23 protein-coding genes and 1 other RNA gene are annotated in these 18,222 nt (G+C 41.5%); 18 read left to right on the forward strand and 6 right to left on the reverse strand.

Going from position 1 to position 18,222, the window contains the following annotated elements; translation table 11 throughout:
• Positions 1–24: 24 nt before the first annotated feature.
• The 6 genes from eno to JVX94_RS17965 all read left to right on the forward strand — a co-directional run bounded on the left by eno (position 25) and on the right by JVX94_RS17965 (position 4,682).
• Positions 25–1,317, forward strand: coding sequence for a phosphopyruvate hydratase (eno, locus tag JVX94_RS17940; RefSeq protein ID WP_003212752.1), 1,293 nt, complete (start codon positions 25–27; stop codon positions 1,315–1,317).
• A gap of 257 nt (positions 1,318–1,574) precedes the next feature.
• Positions 1,575–1,844 carry a hypothetical protein gene (locus tag JVX94_RS17945; RefSeq protein WP_041107838.1) on the forward strand — a complete coding sequence of 90 codons (270 nt, stop codon included), beginning with the start codon at positions 1,575–1,577 and terminating at the stop codon, positions 1,842–1,844.
• Between the two features lie 58 nt (positions 1,845–1,902).
• Positions 1,903–2,670: an ATP-binding cassette domain-containing protein gene (locus tag JVX94_RS17950; RefSeq protein ID WP_205184007.1), complete on the forward strand. Its 768-nt coding sequence runs from the start codon at positions 1,903–1,905 to the stop codon at positions 2,668–2,670.
• Positions 2,642–4,039 (forward strand): hypothetical protein, encoded by a 1,398-nt coding sequence (locus tag JVX94_RS17955; RefSeq protein WP_205184010.1) that lies wholly within the window; start codon positions 2,642–2,644, stop codon positions 4,037–4,039. The genes JVX94_RS17950 and JVX94_RS17955 overlap by 29 nt, the downstream gene beginning before the upstream one ends.
• The gene (locus JVX94_RS17960; protein ID WP_095409587.1) at positions 4,036–4,404 is read left to right on the forward strand and encodes a zinc metalloprotease; all 369 of its coding nucleotides are present in this window, start codon (positions 4,036–4,038) and stop codon (positions 4,402–4,404) included. The genes JVX94_RS17955 and JVX94_RS17960 overlap by 4 nt, the downstream gene beginning before the upstream one ends.
• Positions 4,401–4,682 carry a hypothetical protein gene (locus JVX94_RS17965; RefSeq protein WP_048237467.1) on the forward strand — a complete coding sequence of 94 codons (282 nt, stop codon included), beginning with the start codon at positions 4,401–4,403 and terminating at the stop codon, positions 4,680–4,682. Before JVX94_RS17960 ends, JVX94_RS17965 begins: the two co-directional genes overlap by 4 nt.
• A 23-nt stretch (positions 4,683–4,705) precedes the next feature.
• Here the strand turns inward: JVX94_RS17965 and JVX94_RS17970 are convergent, their stop codons facing one another.
• A complete protein-coding gene (locus JVX94_RS17970) occupies positions 4,706–5,170 on the reverse strand; it encodes a GNAT family N-acetyltransferase (protein WP_048237466.1) in 465 nt (154 codons plus the stop codon).
• Positions 5,171–5,185: 15 nt separating this feature from the next.
• Positions 5,186–5,650: a hypothetical protein gene (locus tag JVX94_RS17975; protein ID WP_197197661.1), complete on the reverse strand. Its 465-nt coding sequence runs from the start codon at positions 5,648–5,650 to the stop codon at positions 5,186–5,188.
• A 120-nt stretch (positions 5,651–5,770) separates the two neighbouring features.
• Between JVX94_RS17975 and JVX94_RS17980 the strand changes: the two genes are divergently transcribed.
• Positions 5,771–6,403: a MarC family protein gene (locus tag JVX94_RS17980; RefSeq protein ID WP_095409584.1), complete on the forward strand. Its 633-nt coding sequence runs from the start codon at positions 5,771–5,773 to the stop codon at positions 6,401–6,403.
• Positions 6,404–6,458: 55 nt separating this feature from the next.
• Here JVX94_RS17980 and JVX94_RS17985 read toward each other — a convergent pair whose 3' ends face one another.
• A complete protein-coding gene (locus JVX94_RS17985; RefSeq protein ID WP_095410056.1) occupies positions 6,459–6,995 on the reverse strand; it encodes a GbsR/MarR family transcriptional regulator in 537 nt (178 codons plus the stop codon).
• Between the two features lie 269 nt (positions 6,996–7,264).
• Here JVX94_RS17985 and JVX94_RS17990 point away from each other — a divergent pair, with 269 nt between their 5' ends.
• From JVX94_RS17990 to JVX94_RS18005, 4 genes are read left to right on the forward strand one after another with little or no spacing between them, the layout of a single operon-like run.
• Positions 7,265–8,413: a betaine/proline/choline family ABC transporter ATP-binding protein gene (locus tag JVX94_RS17990; RefSeq protein ID WP_133744561.1), complete on the forward strand. Its 1,149-nt coding sequence runs from the start codon at positions 7,265–7,267 to the stop codon at positions 8,411–8,413.
• Positions 8,414–8,426: 13 nt separating this feature from the next.
• On the forward strand, positions 8,427–9,080 hold the full coding sequence (locus JVX94_RS17995) for an ABC transporter permease (RefSeq protein ID WP_024423488.1): 654 nt from the start codon (positions 8,427–8,429) through the stop codon (positions 9,078–9,080).
• Positions 9,081–9,093: 13 nt separating this feature from the next.
• A complete protein-coding gene (locus JVX94_RS18000) occupies positions 9,094–10,011 on the forward strand; it encodes an osmoprotectant ABC transporter substrate-binding protein (RefSeq protein WP_205184013.1) in 918 nt (305 codons plus the stop codon).
• Positions 10,012–10,032: 21 nt separating this feature from the next.
• Positions 10,033–10,722 (forward strand): ABC transporter permease, encoded by a 690-nt coding sequence (locus tag JVX94_RS18005; RefSeq protein ID WP_205184015.1) that lies wholly within the window; start codon positions 10,033–10,035, stop codon positions 10,720–10,722.
• 80 nt (positions 10,723–10,802) lie between these two features.
• Here the strand turns inward: JVX94_RS18005 and JVX94_RS18010 are convergent, their stop codons facing one another.
• The 3 genes from JVX94_RS18010 to JVX94_RS18020 all read right to left on the reverse strand — a co-directional run bounded on the left by JVX94_RS18010 (position 10,803) and on the right by JVX94_RS18020 (position 12,129).
• Positions 10,803–11,123, reverse strand: coding sequence for a catDE operon transcriptional regulator CatR (locus tag JVX94_RS18010; RefSeq protein ID WP_024423485.1), 321 nt, complete (start codon positions 11,121–11,123; stop codon positions 10,803–10,805).
• Positions 11,124–11,193: 70 nt separating this feature from the next.
• Complete coding sequence (locus tag JVX94_RS18015; protein WP_275891455.1) at positions 11,194–11,595, reverse strand: helix-turn-helix domain-containing protein; 402 nt, start codon at positions 11,593–11,595, stop codon at positions 11,194–11,196.
• 138 nt (positions 11,596–11,733) lie between these two features.
• The gene (locus JVX94_RS18020) at positions 11,734–12,129 is read right to left on the reverse strand and encodes a helix-turn-helix domain-containing protein (protein ID WP_034280928.1); all 396 of its coding nucleotides are present in this window, start codon (positions 12,127–12,129) and stop codon (positions 11,734–11,736) included.
• 154 nt (positions 12,130–12,283) lie between these two features.
• Here JVX94_RS18020 and JVX94_RS18025 point away from each other — a divergent pair, with 154 nt between their 5' ends.
• The 7 genes from JVX94_RS18025 to ssrA all read left to right on the forward strand — a co-directional run bounded on the left by JVX94_RS18025 (position 12,284) and on the right by ssrA (position 17,641).
• The gene (locus tag JVX94_RS18025) at positions 12,284–12,517 is read left to right on the forward strand and encodes a helix-turn-helix domain-containing protein (protein ID WP_008347669.1); all 234 of its coding nucleotides are present in this window, start codon (positions 12,284–12,286) and stop codon (positions 12,515–12,517) included.
• Positions 12,518–12,554: 37 nt separating this feature from the next.
• The gene (locus JVX94_RS18030; RefSeq protein ID WP_024426058.1) at positions 12,555–12,845 is read left to right on the forward strand and encodes an AbrB/MazE/SpoVT family DNA-binding domain-containing protein; all 291 of its coding nucleotides are present in this window, start codon (positions 12,555–12,557) and stop codon (positions 12,843–12,845) included.
• A 185-nt stretch (positions 12,846–13,030) separates the two neighbouring features.
• Positions 13,031–13,264 carry a preprotein translocase subunit SecG gene (gene secG, locus JVX94_RS18035; protein ID WP_003212746.1) on the forward strand — a complete coding sequence of 78 codons (234 nt, stop codon included), beginning with the start codon at positions 13,031–13,033 and terminating at the stop codon, positions 13,262–13,264.
• A gap of 124 nt (positions 13,265–13,388) precedes the next feature.
• Positions 13,389–14,135, forward strand: a complete 747-nt coding sequence (locus JVX94_RS18040; protein WP_095409579.1) for an alpha/beta hydrolase — start codon at positions 13,389–13,391, stop codon at positions 14,133–14,135.
• Between the two features lie 19 nt (positions 14,136–14,154).
• Positions 14,155–16,494, forward strand: a complete 2,340-nt coding sequence (rnr, locus tag JVX94_RS18045) for a ribonuclease R (RefSeq protein ID WP_095409578.1) — start codon at positions 14,155–14,157, stop codon at positions 16,492–16,494.
• Between the two features lie 139 nt (positions 16,495–16,633).
• Positions 16,634–17,104, forward strand: a complete 471-nt coding sequence (gene smpB / locus JVX94_RS18050; RefSeq protein ID WP_012011279.1) for an SsrA-binding protein SmpB — start codon at positions 16,634–16,636, stop codon at positions 17,102–17,104.
• A gap of 173 nt (positions 17,105–17,277) precedes the next feature.
• Positions 17,278–17,641: a transfer-messenger RNA gene (gene ssrA / locus JVX94_RS18055) on the forward strand.
• The last annotated feature ends 581 nt before the right edge of the window (positions 17,642–18,222 follow it).

Here is an 18,222-nt window from a genome sequence, read left to right on the forward strand (position 1 = left end):
TGATTCAAAAGGAGAGAAATAACGATGCCATACATTGTTGACGTATATGCACGCGAAGTATTAGACTCTCGCGGTAACCCAACAGTTGAAGTAGAAGTTTACACAGAATCTGGCGGCTTTGGCCGTGCGCTTGTTCCAAGTGGTGCTTCTACTGGTGAATATGAAGCAGTAGAACTACGTGACGGAGACAAAGACCGTTACCTTGGAAAAGGTGTTCTGACAGCTGTAAACAACGTAAACGAAATCATTGCACCAGAGCTTTTAGGCTTTGATGTAACAGAACAAGTAGCGATTGACAAAATGTTAATCGAACTTGACGGAACAGAAAACAAAGGGAAATTAGGCGCAAACGCAATCCTTGGCGTATCTATCGCTGTAGCACGTGCGGCTGCTGATTTCTTACAAATTCCACTTTATCAATACCTTGGTGGATTCAACTCCAAAACGCTTCCAGTACCGATGATGAACATCGTCAACGGCGGAGAGCATGCGGATAACAACGTAGACATTCAAGAATTCATGATTATGCCTGTAGGTGCACCGAACTTCCGTGAAGCACTTCGCATGGGCGCTCAAATCTTCCATAGCCTGAAATCTGTATTAAGCGCAAAAGGCTTAAACACAGCTGTAGGTGACGAAGGTGGATTCGCTCCAAACCTTGGTTCTAACGAAGAAGCACTTCAAACAATCGTTGAAGCGATCGAAAAAGCTGGCTTCAAACCAGGTGAAGAAGTGAAACTTGCAATGGATGCTGCATCTTCTGAGTTCTACAACAAAGAAGACGGTAAATATCATTTATCAGGCGAAGGTGTTGTGAAAACATCTGCTGAAATGGTTGACTGGTATGAAGATATGGTATCGAAATACCCAATCATCTCTATCGAAGACGGCCTTGATGAAAACGACTGGGAAGGTCACAAACTATTAACTGAGCGCCTTGGCAGCAAGGTTCAGCTAGTAGGAGACGACTTGTTCGTAACGAACACGAAGAAGCTTTCTGAAGGAATCAAAAACGGCGTTGGTAACTCAATTCTGATCAAAGTAAACCAAATCGGTACATTAACTGAAACATTTGATGCAATCGAAATGGCAAAACGCGCAGGATACACAGCTGTTATCTCTCACCGTTCTGGTGAAACTGAAGACAGCACGATTGCAGACATCGCTGTTGCAACAAACGCTGGACAAATCAAAACAGGTGCTCCGTCTCGTACGGACCGTGTGGCGAAATACAACCAATTACTTCGCATCGAAGATCAATTGGCTGAAACAGCACAATATCACGGCATTGCAACATTCTATAACTTGAATAAATAATGTCAGCTATGCGCTGCGTTCCACTCTTTCATGAGAGCGGGACGCAGCGTTTTTTTGTGTTGAGCGAAATCCGCTGGCTAATTCATTTGGCTTATCCTATTTTTGTAAAAAATCCTCCTTCCGTTAGAGAAGAAGGCAAAATCCCCTCCATTTATAAGCACTAAATCATGAAAAATCGACTAAAAATATGATCTGAAATGAACTTATGCTTTCTGTAAGGGGGTGGTATCATTTTACATATATTAGGGGGTGATGAGATGCTGAATCCTTTTAGTCTTCGTTTTCCAGTAGGTGTGTATATGTATGTTCTTCACCTATTGGCGGCATATGATGAAAGGAAGCAACGAATTCTAACTTCTAAGAATGTACAGAAAAACGCATTTTGGATTTATGTTCTTGCCGCTATATTAGGCATTATTTCACTTGGAGCATTGATTTGGGCATGCAAGACCTTTGGACGAGGCTCTAAATTTTTAGGAGAGTTCAAATTATTAGGCATGTACGTTAAAATCCAGTGCGGTTATTAACAGGGATGAGAACAGATGCAAGGTCATCTGTTCTATCTGAAACAAACGGAGGGATATGATGCTGACATTACAATTAAACGAAAAAACCTATAGCCGCACCTTCTCTCTCCGTAATATACAAATGAATGTCGAGAAAGGGCAGATGCTGCTGCTTTTGGGGCATAATGGTGCGGGAAAGACGACGATGATTCAATCCATGTTTGGACTGACACCATTTATAGGATGTGTCACTTTACATGGTAAGCAGCTGAACCTTCAATCCTCAGAACATATCTCCTTGTTGAAAAAACATGTTTCCTATATTCCTGACGACCATTCGTTATTCGATTATTTATCGCCGAGGGAATACTTTCAATTACTTCAGCTGCCAAATGAGCAAGATGTCACACGGGAAGAGACGTTCATCGATCTGTTTGAGCTGGGTTCGTATATGGATCAGCCTATCGCTCAGCTGTCTCATGGTAATCAAAAGAAAACGCAGATCATTTCACAGCTCCTCAGGCCATGTGATTATTATGTGTTCGATGAGCCAACGAACGGACTTGATCCAGATATGATGATCATCTTAAAAAAGGTGCTCATGAAGCTGAGAGATCAAGGCGCTGGCATTCTCATTTCAACCCATCATTTGAGCTTTGGTGATACGCTTTATGACCATCTCATGATCTTAAGAAATGGTGACGTCAAGCTGGATATGTCCCGTCAAGAAACGAATCACACATTTCCTCATCAGGCACTTGAAGAGATTTATAAAGAAGTGAATCGAGATTACTATATGCAGGTGGAGAGGTTACTCAATGATCTGGACACGACACGTTCTTCATAAAATAGAATGGGGGATGCTGACAACGAAAGGAAAGCAGCTCGCAAAAAAGTACCCTATACAGCTTCTCGCTGCCGCCGCTTTTTTCTTACTCATGTATGCGATATACGTCGTCATCAGTCTGCGCTTTTTTATGCAGGCAGGAGAAAGTGAGCCGGCTGCTTTATACCTACAATTGATGAAAATGACGCTTTTACTTTTAGGTGCAGGTATTGTGTTATCCCGCAATAAATTAAAGCGTCAGGAATATCAATTCTACTTTTTGAATAGTGCGATACAAAGTGTGCCATTTGTCCTTTGTGTGTATTTCTTTCCAGTGCTCTTTTGTTTCCTCATGGTTGGACTGCTTTTTTTGCCGATTGTATTAGGCCTTTTGATCAGCGGTCAGGCACTATCTCTGTATTGGATAACGACTGTTTGCATGACTTGCTGTGTACTGGCGCTGCTTGCGCTTGCTTCTTGGATGGTGATGCGGATTGCTGTGAGCCATTTCGTCTCAAAAACAAAAGAGCATTTGCTGCTGCAAACGCTCGGCTTTGCGGTGTTGAATCTTTTGGTGTTTCTCCTTTTGCAAAAAGCAATGGAGATGATCAGCGTATGGCCATCAGTCTATCTCCTATTTCTCGTGATCCTTCTAAGCGCTGGCTGGCTATGGCTGAAGGGGTTATCGGCTTCTTATGTCCATCGGATGTTTTTGCAGCTGAAAACAGAGGTGAAGTCGTTTTCTTACAAGAAAATCAGAACGCAATCTTCCTTTCTGACGCACCTGCGGCAGGAATTGGTCTATTTCAGCCGGTCAGCTGTTTTTAAAGAACAGGGCATTTTGTTTCTATTTCTCGTTTGTTTGACGGCGGGGCTGCCATTTGTTTTTACACCGGTAGAAACCGGCTGGCTGTATGCTTTTATTGTGCAGTATGCGTTAAAGGAAATATTGATCATGCTTCCGCTGATGATTGGCAGAGAATATCATATGAATCAAAGGGCTATCTTTATGTTAAATACATCAAAGGGTGCTTATTTATTGTCGAGAATTTTATTTTATTACGCTATTAATTTGTTGATATATTTTGTGTTTATTGGGCTTGCATCTATGGTGATAGGCATTGAAAGTGAAGGTCATGGCCTCGCAAGTTTGTCCATTTTGTTGATTACTGTCATGGCGGCCTGTACAGGGTTTATCGTAAAGATCAGTGAGTTTAATAAACTGTTTGTCATCGTAATGATGATTGCTGTATTCAGCTTCATCGATATGCTTTTATTGAAGTGGCTTTCATCAGATGTGTATCTTCTCGCCACTGCTTATCTACTAGGTTCACTTGCATTTTATAGCTGTATATATACGGTCATGTTAAAGAGGCCTGTCTTGCGATGATAGAGCTTGTGTGTAGTTTCCTAGCGGTTGTGGTGATACATGAACTCGGTCATATGCTGATGGTCATGTTGTGTAACAAAATCGAAAAAAGGCCGCCCTTTGATTTTGTGATAACGATTGATTGGAAGCATGTGGCGGTTGTCCATGAAACATTTGCCCGGCCGAGCTTCAATATGATGGTGGCACTTGCAGGGCCGCTCTTTCCGGTACTTTGTTCAATTGTGCTTTTTATGATATGGAAGCATCCGGTCAGTCATCAGCTGCTGTTTTTTTCTTTACTAAATACGGTGATGCTGCATCCAGCTTGCCCAGACGGGAAAAATATCACAGCCAGTTTAAAAGAGATGAAGGAGAGGAAGAGATGATTAAAGTATTTCATTCGTTTTCCAGCGGTTTAACACTTGCAATGCTGTATGTATTTGCTGTGTTTATGACCCCTGTTTTTTTACTGCTGCTAGAGGTCAATCATGTTGAATCAAGTCCAACAATGTTTGGCATGCCATTTTATATCATGAAAATTGAAGAGTATCAATTCAGTTCGGAGGCGACGCTCTTTGGATGTGTTGTCTGCTTTTTAGCTGGCGCCGTGCTTTATTTCTTCATTCAATATGTGAAGCATGTGGTAAAAAAGCGCAGAACATAAAAAAAAGCAGACGGAACAAAACATCAGTCTGCTTGCAAAGTGAGTGACAGCCGTACCATATCCATACACTGAATGCCATTTTCAAAAATCGGTTCATCATAATGCTTAAGAAAGAAATCGTGGTCAATAGATGTCATGCGGAAGCCGCATTTCTGATAAAGTGCGAGCTGCTGAATGCTCGAGTTGCCTGTGCCGATTTCAACCGTGTGAAAACCGGCGGCTTTCGCTTCAGCAATGGCATGGCGGATCAGCTGCTTTCCAATTCCTTTTCCTTGCCATGATTCCTTCACGGCGACATTGATGATTTCGACTGTCTGCTGAGACAGAGATAAAAGCACATAGACACCAATCACGTCCTGTTCATGATACGCGGCATAACAAGAGCCGGATTGCACATAAGTAAGAACCTTTTCCTTTGAAGGATCAGCTAAGAGTAAAAGATCCATAGGGACAGATTGATCACCTGACAATGGCCGAATTTGTATCATGTTTTTTCATCCTTTCTATTCTTTAATATACCCTTGTTTCACACCCCAATCATATTGATCCTGTACCCATTGTGAGGGAGGATTGTGGGTGACATTTGGGTCTTTTTTGACAGTTGGTTTCCTTGCAGCCTGTGCTCTCTGCTTATTCGCTTGAGCAGTGGCTTTCGCTGCTGTCAGCTCTTTTTGAAGCTGCTCGATTTTTGCCTCAAGTACTCTACGCTGCTTGACTTCTTTTTGATAAGCTTTCTTTTCGTCTTTGAGCTTTTTGGTAATGGTAGACAGTTTCTTTTTTTGATCTTCGTTTTCATGCTTCATATCCGCTTGATCTGATTTTAACTTCGAAAGCTGCTCATCGTTCGTTTTGCTTTCTTGCTGATGTTTTTCCTCAGCTGCTATGATGGTCTGCTGCTGCCAAACCACCCAGCCGGCTGCGCCTAAAACCGCAACAGATAAAAGGACGATAGTGATCGTTTTCTTCATGTGTCATTCCCCTTTCTTTAAAACCTTTATTATCATCGGTTAAATATATACAGGTTTTAACATCACAAGGGAATATTCACATCAGATTGGCAGACACTATGAAAAAAAGGAGGGTGTCTGTTGATTTCCTTTATGATTCATGTCGTGGTTTCATTATTTGCTGTATCAAACCCTATTGGAAACGTGCCTCTTTTTATCACCTTAACTGAAGGGTATACAGAGAAAGAACGCTCCCAGACAGCCAAAAAAGCCATTGTGGTCTCTTTCATTATTTTGATTGCCTTTTTATTGGCAGGCAGGCTCATTTTCAAATTGTTTGGGATCGATATTCACGCACTCCGCATCGCCGGAGGTATTTTTATTTTTGGTATCGCTTACAATTTGCTGAATGCAAAGGAGTCTCATGTCCAAAATCCACATTCTGAAGAAAAGGCAGAAAGCAAAGAGAAGGCTGATGTCTCCGTTACGCCGCTGGCGATCCCGATTATCGCTGGTCCCGGTACAATCGCTACAGTGATGAGCTTAACTCCGGGAAGTCAAGTGATGCTTCATATGTTGGCGATTTTAATCGGCATTGTCATCGTTCTGGCAATGACCTATTATGCTTTTCATTATTCAAGTTTCATTATGCGGAAAATGGGGAAAACAGAGATGAATGTCGTGACGCGGTTAATGGGATTAATTCTTGCTGTAGTAGCAGTTGAAATGATCGGCGCAGGCTTAAAAGGAATGTTTCCAATGTTTATGCAATAAGTGTATATAAAAAAGCTGTTTTTTTCTACAATGATGTAAAATAAAACAGCTTTTTTTAAGGTTTCGGCACATGCTTAAACACTTCTTCACTTTCAAAGAATTCAATTAAGCGGCTAATCCAATCATAGTAATCAAGGCTTTCCTTGATTTCTGAAAGAAGTAGATTGATTTTATCCTCTGTCTCTTTTGGCAGGTCATCCTGTTCAAGCAGTTCCAGCAATTCCTTGCACGTTTTCTTATGTGCCTTGCGGTTTTTGCTGACAACTCGGGACCAATTGGCTGCAAACAAGGAAATAAACGTTTGGTATTGATCTTGCTCAACGTCGTATAGATCTTTACGTATTCCTTTTTCATAAACCTTTTCCGCAATATTCAAATCGAGCATTTCTCGAACGACTTGACTCATTCTCGTTTTGCTCATGCCTGTCGCCTCTGATAGCTCTCCAAGCGTCATTGGTTTACGGTTCATGTGAATGATACCAAGCACTCTACCCACTGTAGAAGAAAGACCAAAGGCATTCATGTTCTCGGCAGCTTTTTCAATATAATGATCCTGTGCTTTTTGAATGGCGCCTAACGCTAGCTTGTCCACTCCCCGATTCATCCCTTCACGACTGACAATTTGTAACACAATATATCATATACCTGTTTGTTGATGAAAACAATAAATATTGAGTATTTGCTCGTAATTTGGAGGAAAAAGGAGAGATCTCTATCTATCAGCCCGTTAACTGAAAATTTTAAATAAATGTTATGCAATACAAACACATCATAAACTTTTTATTTTATAAAGTTTGCACTATAATAAATAAGGTGTAAATTTTCTGAAAATATTGATCCGACTAATTGGAGGTGTCTCATTTGCTGAAACTAGAGAATGTATCTAAGACGTATAAAGGCGGAAAAAAGGCTGTCAAAAATATTGATTTAGAAATAGCAAAAGGAGAATTTATTTGTTTTATTGGACCGAGTGGCTGTGGTAAGACAACAACCATGAAGATGATCAACCGACTTATCGAACCTTCCTCAGGAAAAATCTTCATCGAGGGAGAAAATATTATGAAAAAAGATCCAGTCCAATTAAGAAGAGAAATTGGCTATGTGATTCAGCAAATTGGACTGTTTCCCCATATGACCATCGCACAAAATATTTCACTTGTTCCGAAGCTGTTAAAATGGCCGGAAGAAAAACGAAAAGAACGGGCACGTGAACTGTTGAAGCTTGTCGACATGGGACCGGAATATTTAGAGCGCTATCCTCATGAACTCAGCGGAGGACAGCAGCAGCGCATCGGTGTTCTTCGCGCACTAGCAGCGGAACCCCCTCTGATCCTCATGGATGAACCGTTTGGCGCACTTGATCCAATCACACGAGATTCATTGCAGGAAGAATTTAAGAAACTGCAAAAAACGTTAAATAAAACCATCGTATTCGTCACACATGACATGGACGAAGCCATTAAACTAGCTGATCGAATTGTGATTTTAAAAGATGGAGAGATTGTCCAAGTAGGTACGCCTGACGATATTCTGCGGAACCCAGCCAATGAATTCGTAGAAGAATTCATCGGGAAAGAACGTCTGCTTCAATCGAATCCGAATATGGAACGTGTAGAACAAATGATGAACACGTCACCAGTCACCATTACAGTTGAAAAAACATTAACAGATGCCATCTACATCATGAGAGAAAAGCGGGTCGATTCCTTGCTTGTAGTAGATGAACATCATGTGCTAAAAGGCTATATCGATATTGAAACAATCGATGCGAACCGCAGAAAAGCAGCTTTCGTCGGTGATATTTTAAATACAGAGTTCTATACCGTACAAGAAGGGGCACTTCTAAGAGACACTGTCCGGAAAATCTTAATACGCGGCATTAAATATGTACCGGTTGTGGATGCAGAAGGGCACTTAAAAGGCATTGTGACACGTGCAAGTCTTGTAGATGTTGTGTACGACTCCATTTGGGGAGACGATACGCCGGCGGCTGTCACTGAAATGAATTAAGGGAGGTGTACACATGGATCAAATCATCGACTTTCTAGAGAAAAATGGTGGGGAACTCCTCACAAAAATGTGGGAGCATTTATATATTTCCTTAATTGCTGTCGTGCTCGGTATTCTTGTTGCCGTTCCTTTAGGCGTGGTTCTCACACGAATGAAACGAGGCGCAGGTTTTATCATCGGTGTTGTGAATATCTTTCAAACACTCCCTAGTTTAGCGATTCTTGCCTTTTTTATTCCTATTTTGGGGGTTGGGAAAATACCTGCAATCGTTGCTCTCTTTTTCTATTCGGTTTTACCTATTTTAAGAAATACGTATGCCGGGGTCCAAGGTGTGAACAAAAACTTGCTCGAATCCGGTAAAGGAATCGGGATGACAACATGGGAACAAATTCGTCTTGTTGAACTCCCGCTTGCTGTACCGGTCATTATGGCAGGTGTCAGAACGTCAACGATCTATTTGATTGGCTGGACAACACTTGCGGCCTTTATCGGTGGAGGCGGTCTAGGTGACTACATTTTAATTGGACTTCAGCTGTATCAGCCTGAATTCATTATTGCGGGTGCGATTCCAGTCACAATTTTAGCAGTCATCATCGACTTATCATTAATGAAGCTAGAGAAAAAAGTAACACCAGAAGGCTTAAAAGGATTGAAGGAAGTTTCATAAGGAGTTGGCTTATGTGAAGAATCGAAAAACAACATGGATCAGTGCACTGCTTGCCGGATGCTTGCTATTGATAAGCGGCTGTTCACTTCCTGGACTAGCCGGCTCCTCAGGGGGCACGCTGCGAATTGGAGCACAGAACTTTACCGAATCAGAAATTATGGCCTATATGGTTGGCGATATGATTGAACATTACACAGATAAAAAGACGACCGTTGTGAAAAACCTAGGCTCCAATACCGTTCAGCAGAAAGCAATGGAAAACGGTGATATTGATATTTCTGCCACAAGATATTCAGGCACGGATTTAACAAGTACCCTTGGAATGGATGCGGAAAAAGACCCGAAGCGTGCGATGGACATCGTCCAAAAAGAATTTAAGAAACGCTATGATTACAAATGGTTTAATTCTTATGGATTTGATAATACGTATGCCTTTGCTGTGACGGAGAAGATGGCGAAGGAAAACAAGTTAGAAACGGTCTCTGATTTGAAAAAGAATGCGAACAATTACCGGTTTGGAGTCGATAATATTTGGCTCAAAAAGAAAGGCGACGGCTATGATGGGTTCGTGAAAACATACGGGATTAAATTTGGAAACACGTATCCGATGCAGATTGGTTTAGTCTATGATGCTCTAAAGAATGAAAAAATGGATATTGTGCTTGCCTATTCAACAGATGGACGAATCAAAGCCTATAACCTCAAAATCTTAAAAGATGATAAACGGTTCTTCCCGCCATATGATGCATCGCCAGTAGTCCCGGAGAAAGTTTTAAAAGAGAATCCAGGGCTTGATAAGGTGATCAACAGGCTGATCGGAAAAATCGATACAGAACAAATGCAAGAGCTCAACTACCAAGTCGACGGGGAGCTTCAAGAACCAGCAACCGTTGCGAAGAATTTCTTGAAAAAACACAATTACTTTGAGTAAGATTGGGAGGTGTCACGGCTGATGGACACACTGGAGCAATTATGGACGTATTATCAGCAGAACGGGTCATATGTGTTAGAAGAATTTTATCGGCATTTTCTCATGTCAGCGTATGGGGTGTTGTTTGCGGCGATTGTCGGGATTCCAGTAGGCATCTTTGTGGCGCATTACCGCAAGCTGAGCAATTGGGTCTTTGCCATTACAAACGTCATTCAAACGATACCGGCATTAGCGATGCTTTCCGTGTTGATGCTTGTATTAGGACTTGGCGCAAATACAGTCATCCTGTCACTCTTTCTGTATTCGCTTCTGCCGATTATCAGAAACACATACACAGGCATTGTCAGCATTGAACATGCCTATTTAGAGTCAGGTAAAGCGATGGGGATGACGAAATGGCAAGTGCTGAGAATGGTTGAATTACCGCTTGCTTTATCAGTCATTATGGCTGGTTTAAGAACCGCATTGGTCATCGCTATCGGTATTACAGCGATTGGAACATTTGTAGGCGCGGGAGGTCTTGGTGATATCATCATCAGAGGGTCAAACGCCACCAACGGAACGGCTATCATTTTAGCAGGTGCGATTCCAACTGCACTCATGGCTATTATCGCTGACCTTGTCATGGGCTGGCTCGAACGCTATTTAAGCCCGACAAACAAGAAAAAAGAAAGAAAAGCGTTAGCTGAGAAAAATATCACATCTGCTTAAGCGGTTGAAAAGACAAAACCTCCCTTACATCTGTAAGGGAGGTTGTTTTATGATGATCAGGCGGTCCGCATGCTGGTATTTTATGATTCAAGCGTGATCCATTCAGAGGACCACTTCGCAATTTCCTCAAAAACGGGTGCAAGTGAACGCCCCATATCTGTTAAAGAATACTCAATACGCACGGGTGTTTCAGCAAAAACCTCCCGTTTTACAATACCTGCTGCTTCCAGCTCTTTTAATCTCTCAGATAATACTCTTCCGCTTAAATTTGTCAGAGCTGCCTCAATTTCACTAAAGCGCTGCTGACCTGAGAGAAGCTGAAAAACAATCAGTGCCACCCAGCGTTTACTCAATAACTCAACTGCTTTTTCAAACCGCGGGCACATGTCAGATTGATTCATCTTTCTTCACTCCAATCTGAACCCATTATACCGTAAATCTGTCATAAATCGGCGCAAAAAGCTTAAACATTTATGAGGACGAACGGCTGTTTAACATAAATAACAAATAGCGGTTGAGGTCCTCTATTTCTTTTTTCGAAAGGGTAGACCAAATGTCACCATCAAATATTTCGAGATCAGCAAGTTCATATTGCGCTGCGGCTTCCTTTATTTTGGATAAAGCCAGATCATCTTCATCGAGCTGATGGACAGAAGCGGCTTCCTCAATATAGCCCGCAGCCTGCATCATGTCTTCATAAGGTATTTTTAACGCACCAGCTAGCTTTTTAATCGTAGGAGGTTTCGGAATGCCGCGTTTCCCGTTTTCAATACGAGATATACCGGCAGCGCTGACCTCAGAATACATCGCTAATTGGTTCACCGACAGCTTCTTTTCCTCACGTAATGCTCTTAAATATGCACCAAAGTTCATCAACGCAAAACCTCACATGGTTATAGATTCGATATGTCTATTTTACTTGATTTGTTGACTATTGGCAATAAGTATACCATGAAAATATTGACATTAGTTAATGGTGGATGTACATTAGGTTTATGCCCCGCTATTTGTTCACCTTTTTTGGTTGATGAGCGTGAGAAAGTATTCATTCAGCTGGCTGATGTCTTGTGCGGAGAGCCTTTCCCATTTGTCCCCGTCAAAAATGGGAAGATGTTCTACATCCTTTTGAAGCGCCGTTTGATAGATTTTTAACATGGACTCATATTTCGGTTTCATTTCATGAACTTGTTCCTGTTCAATATGACCGGCAAGCAGCATTAAATCCTCATAAGGCACCTTCAAGGCGTGTGCTAATTTTTTTATGGTTAAAGGCTTTGGCACACCGCGCTTTCCATTTTCAATACGAGAAATACCAGCAGCGCTTACACCTGAATACATGGCAAGCTGATTGACCGACATTTTTCTATTTTCTCTTAAAATGCGTAATTGTTCACCAAAGTGATTCATGACATCGAACCTCACATTTCAGTATATGACTTATTTTAGTATGATCATTGACCAAAGGAAATAGCAGAGGGGTAAAAGTGTTGACATAAGTTAATGAAATTGCTTGATGTGAGAGCCTTACATGCTGTACATAAAGATTCCATAGGAGGTTGTAATGATGGTCGAAAAGATTCAGATCAGGCGGGCTTTTGTCATGCAGTATATGATCGAGAACGATATGTCCTTAAATCAGCTCGCTGATGAAATTGGCATCTCTCCTGCCACACTTAGCAGAGTATTAAATGGTCACCGAAAACCAGGACAGCTTGTCATTGGTAAAATGATTCATTACTTTGATAAAAAATTTGAAGATCTATTTTACTATGAAGATGTTGACAAAAGTCAATAAATAAAATCATCATATCATCATCAAGGAGGAATTGTCATTGAAAAGGACTGGAATGGTCAGACACATTGATTCTCTCGGCAGAATTGTTCTGCCCTCAGAAATGCGCAAGGTACTCAATATTAAAGAAGAGCAGCTGTTAGAAATTTTCATCGAAGATCAAACCATTATGCTGAAAAAATATGATGCAGATAAGAGCTGCCTGCTAACGGGACAAGTGACGAAGTACAACAAAAGCTATGGAAATGGGAGCGTGATGCTGAGTCCTGAAGGAGCTGAACGTTTGTTAGTAGAATTAAAACAGCTATTGAAGGAAGAAGCAACTCATTAAAATTGAGTTTTTAACCGAAAATTGCATATAAAAATGCTGCAATCAGCACTTTGGAACGAAATTGTATCAAAATAACGAATCAAGTCGACAATATATAGGAAATCTTTATTTTGATGTTTCGTGACATGCACCTTGTTTTCATGTAAAATAAAGTTATGTGTACCAGTTTGTCTGGAGGTGTTTTCATGCACGCATTTGTTATCACATTACTCGTAATTGTCAGTATCGCACTTATCATCGTTGTATTACTACAATCAAGTAAAAGTGCTGGACTGTCAGGCGCTATTTCAGGTGGAGCCGAGCAGCTTTTCGGTAAGCAAAAAGCGAGAGGCCTTGACTTGATTCTTCACCGATTAACGGTTATTTTGTCAGTGCTTTTCTTCATCTTAACACTCGCATTGGCATATTTAGGCGTGTAAAGCGCGAGTAACAGAAGGTCTGATCTTTTTTCAGACCTTTTTTTATTATCAGCACTCTTTTGTGTTTGTTTCATACATACAAGTGGAAAATATAAACCATATCAGAAGGAAAGGAAGTCACATCATGAAAGTTGTTACACCAAAACCATTTACGTTTAAAGGTGGAGAAAAGGCGGTGCTTCTTCTTCACGGTTTTACTGGGAATACAGCCGATGTTCGAATGCTTGGCCGTTATTTGAACGAAAGAGGATATACATGTCATGCGCCTCAATATAAAGGACACGGTGTGCCGCCAGAAGAGCTTGTCCATACAGGCCCTACTGACTGGTGGAAAGATGTAGAAGAAGGCTATCAATTCTTAAAAGATGAGGGCTATGAGGAGATTGCGGTTTGCGGACTATCCCTCGGAGGAGTTTTTTCATTGAAATTAGGTTACACTGTACCTGTAAAGGGAATTGTACCTATGTGTGCACCTATGTACATAAAAAGTGAAGAAGTCATGTACCAGGGTGTACTAGATTATGCCCGTAACTATAAGAAATTTGAGGGTAAGTCAGAGGACCAAATTGAACAAGAAATGGAAGCATTCAAGAAAACACCAATGGATACACTGAGGAGCCTGCAAGAACTGATTGCAGATGTCAGAAACAATGTCGACATGATCTATTCACCTACTTTTGTTGTGCAGGCACGTCACGATCATATGATTAATACAGACAGTGCGAATATCATTTATAACGAAGTAGAGACAGATGATAAGCATCTGAAATGGTATGAAGAATCAGGCCATGTCATCACGCTTGATAAAGAGCGGGAGAAGGTTCATCAGGATGTCTATGCATTCTTAGAATCACTTGATTGGTCAATTTAAATATATAGGGGGTTAGAGTGTGCAAAAAGAAGAATTTATGGATGAATTACTCGCTTTTATGAAAGAAGAAGCGTATAAACCGTTAACCGTTCAAGAGCTGGAAGTCATGATGGAGATTACCAATCCTGATGATTATAAAGAGCTCGTCAAGGCACTTGTGACGCTGGAAGATCAAGGACTCATTGTTCGCACGCGCAGCGATCGTTACGGTGTACCAGAAAAAATGAATTTGGTAAAAGGAAAGCTGTCTGCTCATGCAAAAGGATTTGCATTTGTGACGCCAGAAGAGTTTGGACAGGATGATATTTTCATTCCCCCAAATGAGCTAGGCACAGCGATGAATGGCGATACCGTCATGGTACGTGTCAGCCACAAATCAAACGGCACGAAAAAAGAAGGAACTGTTATCCGCATTCTGGAGCGCAATACTCAGACGGTTGTCGGTACCTACACAGAAACGAAAAGCTTTGGTTTTGTCATCCCTGATGATAAAAAAATCACAAACGATATCTTCATTCCAAAGTCCGCTAAAAACGGAGCGGTCGAAGGTCATAAAGTTGTTGTTACGCTGACAAGCTACCCTGAAGGAAGAATGAGCGCTGAGGGTGAAGTGACTGAAATCCTTGGTCATAAAAATGACCCTGGCATCGATATTTTGTCGATCATTCATAAACACGGTCTGCCAGGTGAGTTCCCAGAAGAAGCACTTCAGCAGGCAGTAGACACACCGGAAACGATTGATGAAAAAGACCTTGAAGGCAGACGCGACTTGCGCAATGAAACGATTGTGACAATTGACGGTGCAGATGCGAAGGACTTAGATGATGCCGTAACTGTGCAAAAGCTGGATGATGGCAAATATAAGCTTGGCGTGCACATTGCAGACGTTTCTCATTATGTCACAGAGAATTCTCCTATTGATCAGGAAGCTTATGAACGTGGAACAAGTGTGTATCTCGTTGACCGCGTCATTCCAATGATTCCGCATCGTTTGTCAAACGGTATATGTTCATTAAATCCAAAGGTCGATCGTCTCACGCTGTCTTGTGAAATGGTCATTGATCGAAACGGGAAAGTCGTCAAACACGAGATTTTCCAAAGTGTGATCAAAACGACGGAGAGAATGACCTATTCCGATGTGAATAAGATTTTAGTCGAACAAGACGAAGAGCTTCTAAATAAATATGAGCCGCTCGTGCCGATGTTCCAAGAGATGGAGAAACTTGCAGAGATTCTTCGTGACAAACGAATGGAGCGCGGAGCTGTAGATTTTGACTTCAAGGAAGCAAAGGTGCTTGTAGACGATGAAGGCGCAGCGAAAGACGTTGTCATTCGTGAGCGTTCCGTTGCAGAGAAATTAATTGAAGAATTCATGCTTGTTGCAAACGAAACGGTTGCAGAGCATTTCCACTGGATGAATGTTCCGTTCATTTACCGAATTCATGAAGAACCAAATCCTGAGAAACTTCAGCGCTTTTTAGAGTTTGTGACGACGTTTGGCTACATTGTGAAAGGAACGTCAACGAACATTCACCCGCGTGCACTTCAAAGTGTCCTTGATGCTGTCAGGGATCAACCGGAAGAAGTCGTCATTCAAACTGTGATGCTTCGCTCTATGAAACAGGCGAAGTATGATCCAGAAAGCATTGGCCATTTTGGATTATCAACGGAATTCTATACACACTTCACATCACCGATCCGCCGTTATCCGGATTTAATCGTGCATAGACTGATTAGAACCTATTTGATTCAGAAAAAGACAGATGAAGCAACCCTAGAGAAGTGGGGCCAGCTGCTGCCTGAAATCGCAGATCATGCCTCCACGATGGAGCGCCGCTCAGTCGATGCAGAGCGTGAAACAGATGATCTGAAGAAGGCAGAGTTTATGCTAGATAAAATCGGTGAAGAGTTTGATGGCATGATTAGTTCCGTGACGAACTTTGGACTATTCGTTGAATTGCCGAATACGATAGAAGGTCTCGTCCATGTCAGCTACATGACAGACGACTATTACCGCTTTGATGAACAGCACTTTGCCATGATCGGTGAACGTACAGGGAATGTCTACCGTATCGGTGACGAAATCACTGTCAAAGTCGTTAATGTTAATAAAGATGAGCACTCAATTGATTTTGAAATCGTCGGTATGAAAGGCACTCGCCGTAAATCTCCAAAAGATTTCAAGTTCAAAAAACGGACAGATCCACCAGCGAAAAAAGGTGGCGGGGGTCAAAAGGCATCTGGTGATAAGGCAAAAGACGCTAAAGGCGGCGACTGGTTCACTAACCGTAAGAAGAAGAAAAAGAAAAAACGCGTATTTGAAAACGCACCGAAACAAAAACGTAAAAAGAAAAAGTAACGTGCCAAAAAGCAAATAGGGCATCACGCTCTATTTGCTTTTTGACCACATGGCGTCAGCATTGTCGAAAGCTGGATTGTTTGATAAAATAATCCGTACGATTTGGACCGTGTTTGTGTCAAAAGGAGGGTGTACGCCAATGCCAAAGGGAGAGGGAAAGGTTGTTTCCCAAAACAAAAAAGCAAATCATGATTATTTTATAGAAGAAACATATGAAGCCGGCCTTGTATTACAAGGAACTGAAATCAAATCGATTCGTGCTGGAAAAGTGAATTTAAAAGATTCCTTTGCCAAAATCGAGCGAGGAGAAGTGTTTCTTCATAACATGCACGTGAGCCCATACGAGCAGGGAAACCGTTATAACCATGATCCGCTGAGAACGAGAAAGCTGCTGCTTCATCGTAAGCAAATCAGCAAATTGATTGGTGCGACAAAGGAAGAGGGATACTCACTTGTGCCTCTGAAACTATATTTGAAAAATGGCTTTGCCAAAGTGCTGATTGGAATTGGGAAAGGGAAAAAGAAATACGATAAACGTGAAGATCTGAAGAAAAAAGATGCAAAACGTGAAATCGAACGTGCCTTCCGCGATCGTCAAAAGCAATTCTAGCCTGATGCAGATGGCTTGCTGAGAGCGGAAGCATTATGCTACAATATGTTATGCAGTAAACAATCTCGCTGTTTTTACAGAAACCACCAGTTGTTTCGAGCGAGGAGATTGTTATAATAGTTATATACGGAAGCAGTGAAGCTGAACTTCCATCCCGTATATCCCTTTTACAAGGGGACGTTACGGATTCGACAGGGATGGTTCGAGCTTAGGCTGCGAGCCGAGAGGCGATCTCGTTAACACGCACTTAAATGTAACTGGCAAAACTAAAAGTTTTAACCAAAACTTAGCACTAGCTGCCTAATAAGCGCAGCGAGCTCTTCCTGACATCGCCTATGTGTCTGTGAGGAGCCCAATGAAGTAGGCTACGCTTACGTTTCCGTCTGAGGACGTAAGAAGAGATCCATCAGACTAGCTCTCCAAGCGCCCGTCAGCAGGCATGAGGATGAGTGAACACGTAAATATGTTGACTACGCTCGTAGACGCTTAAGTAATCGATGTCTCTGGACGTGGGTTCGACTCCCACCGTCTCCATAAAATTTTTAGAATGCAGCCGTATCAAGGGTTGGAATACCCTTGATTTGGGGTCTGGCAATATTTTAGAAAACTTCTTCTTTCATAAAAGCTACAACTTCCTTTTGTTTGGAAGGGTATATGTGGCTATAATTGTTTAGTGTTTCTCAGAACTCCTCCATTTTTTTGGAGGGGTTTTTTGTGTTAATTCAGTTACTTCAAGTTCACCTATTTATCAACCGTATTTTTGGAATATCAAAAAAACACGTAGAGAAAGGAGGGATACATCTATCTTGTGTAATGCTTCTTATTACTTATTTTTACATAAATGTTGGAAGGTGAAAGGAAATTTGAGATAATGAATTGAAATTACCTTGGATATACATGAAAAGTAGATGTGTAGAATGTCTGATTTTTCTCTGATTTGGGAGGTGAACTATAATGAATGGCATAGATATATTAGAGAACGCTTCAAGACTGGGTCAATTAATTCTTTTCTTCTCTGGATACGCTCTTTATTGGAAACTAATCAAAACAAAAAAAGAGCGCCCTCTTACAAAGTATGAAAATTTCCTTAAATTTTTTGTAATGTTGGGCATGGTAAT

This window comes from Bacillus sp. PDNC022, from assembly GCF_016919285.1.
GTDB classification, from domain to species: Bacteria; Bacillota; Bacilli; order Bacillales; family Bacillaceae; genus Bacillus; species Bacillus safensis.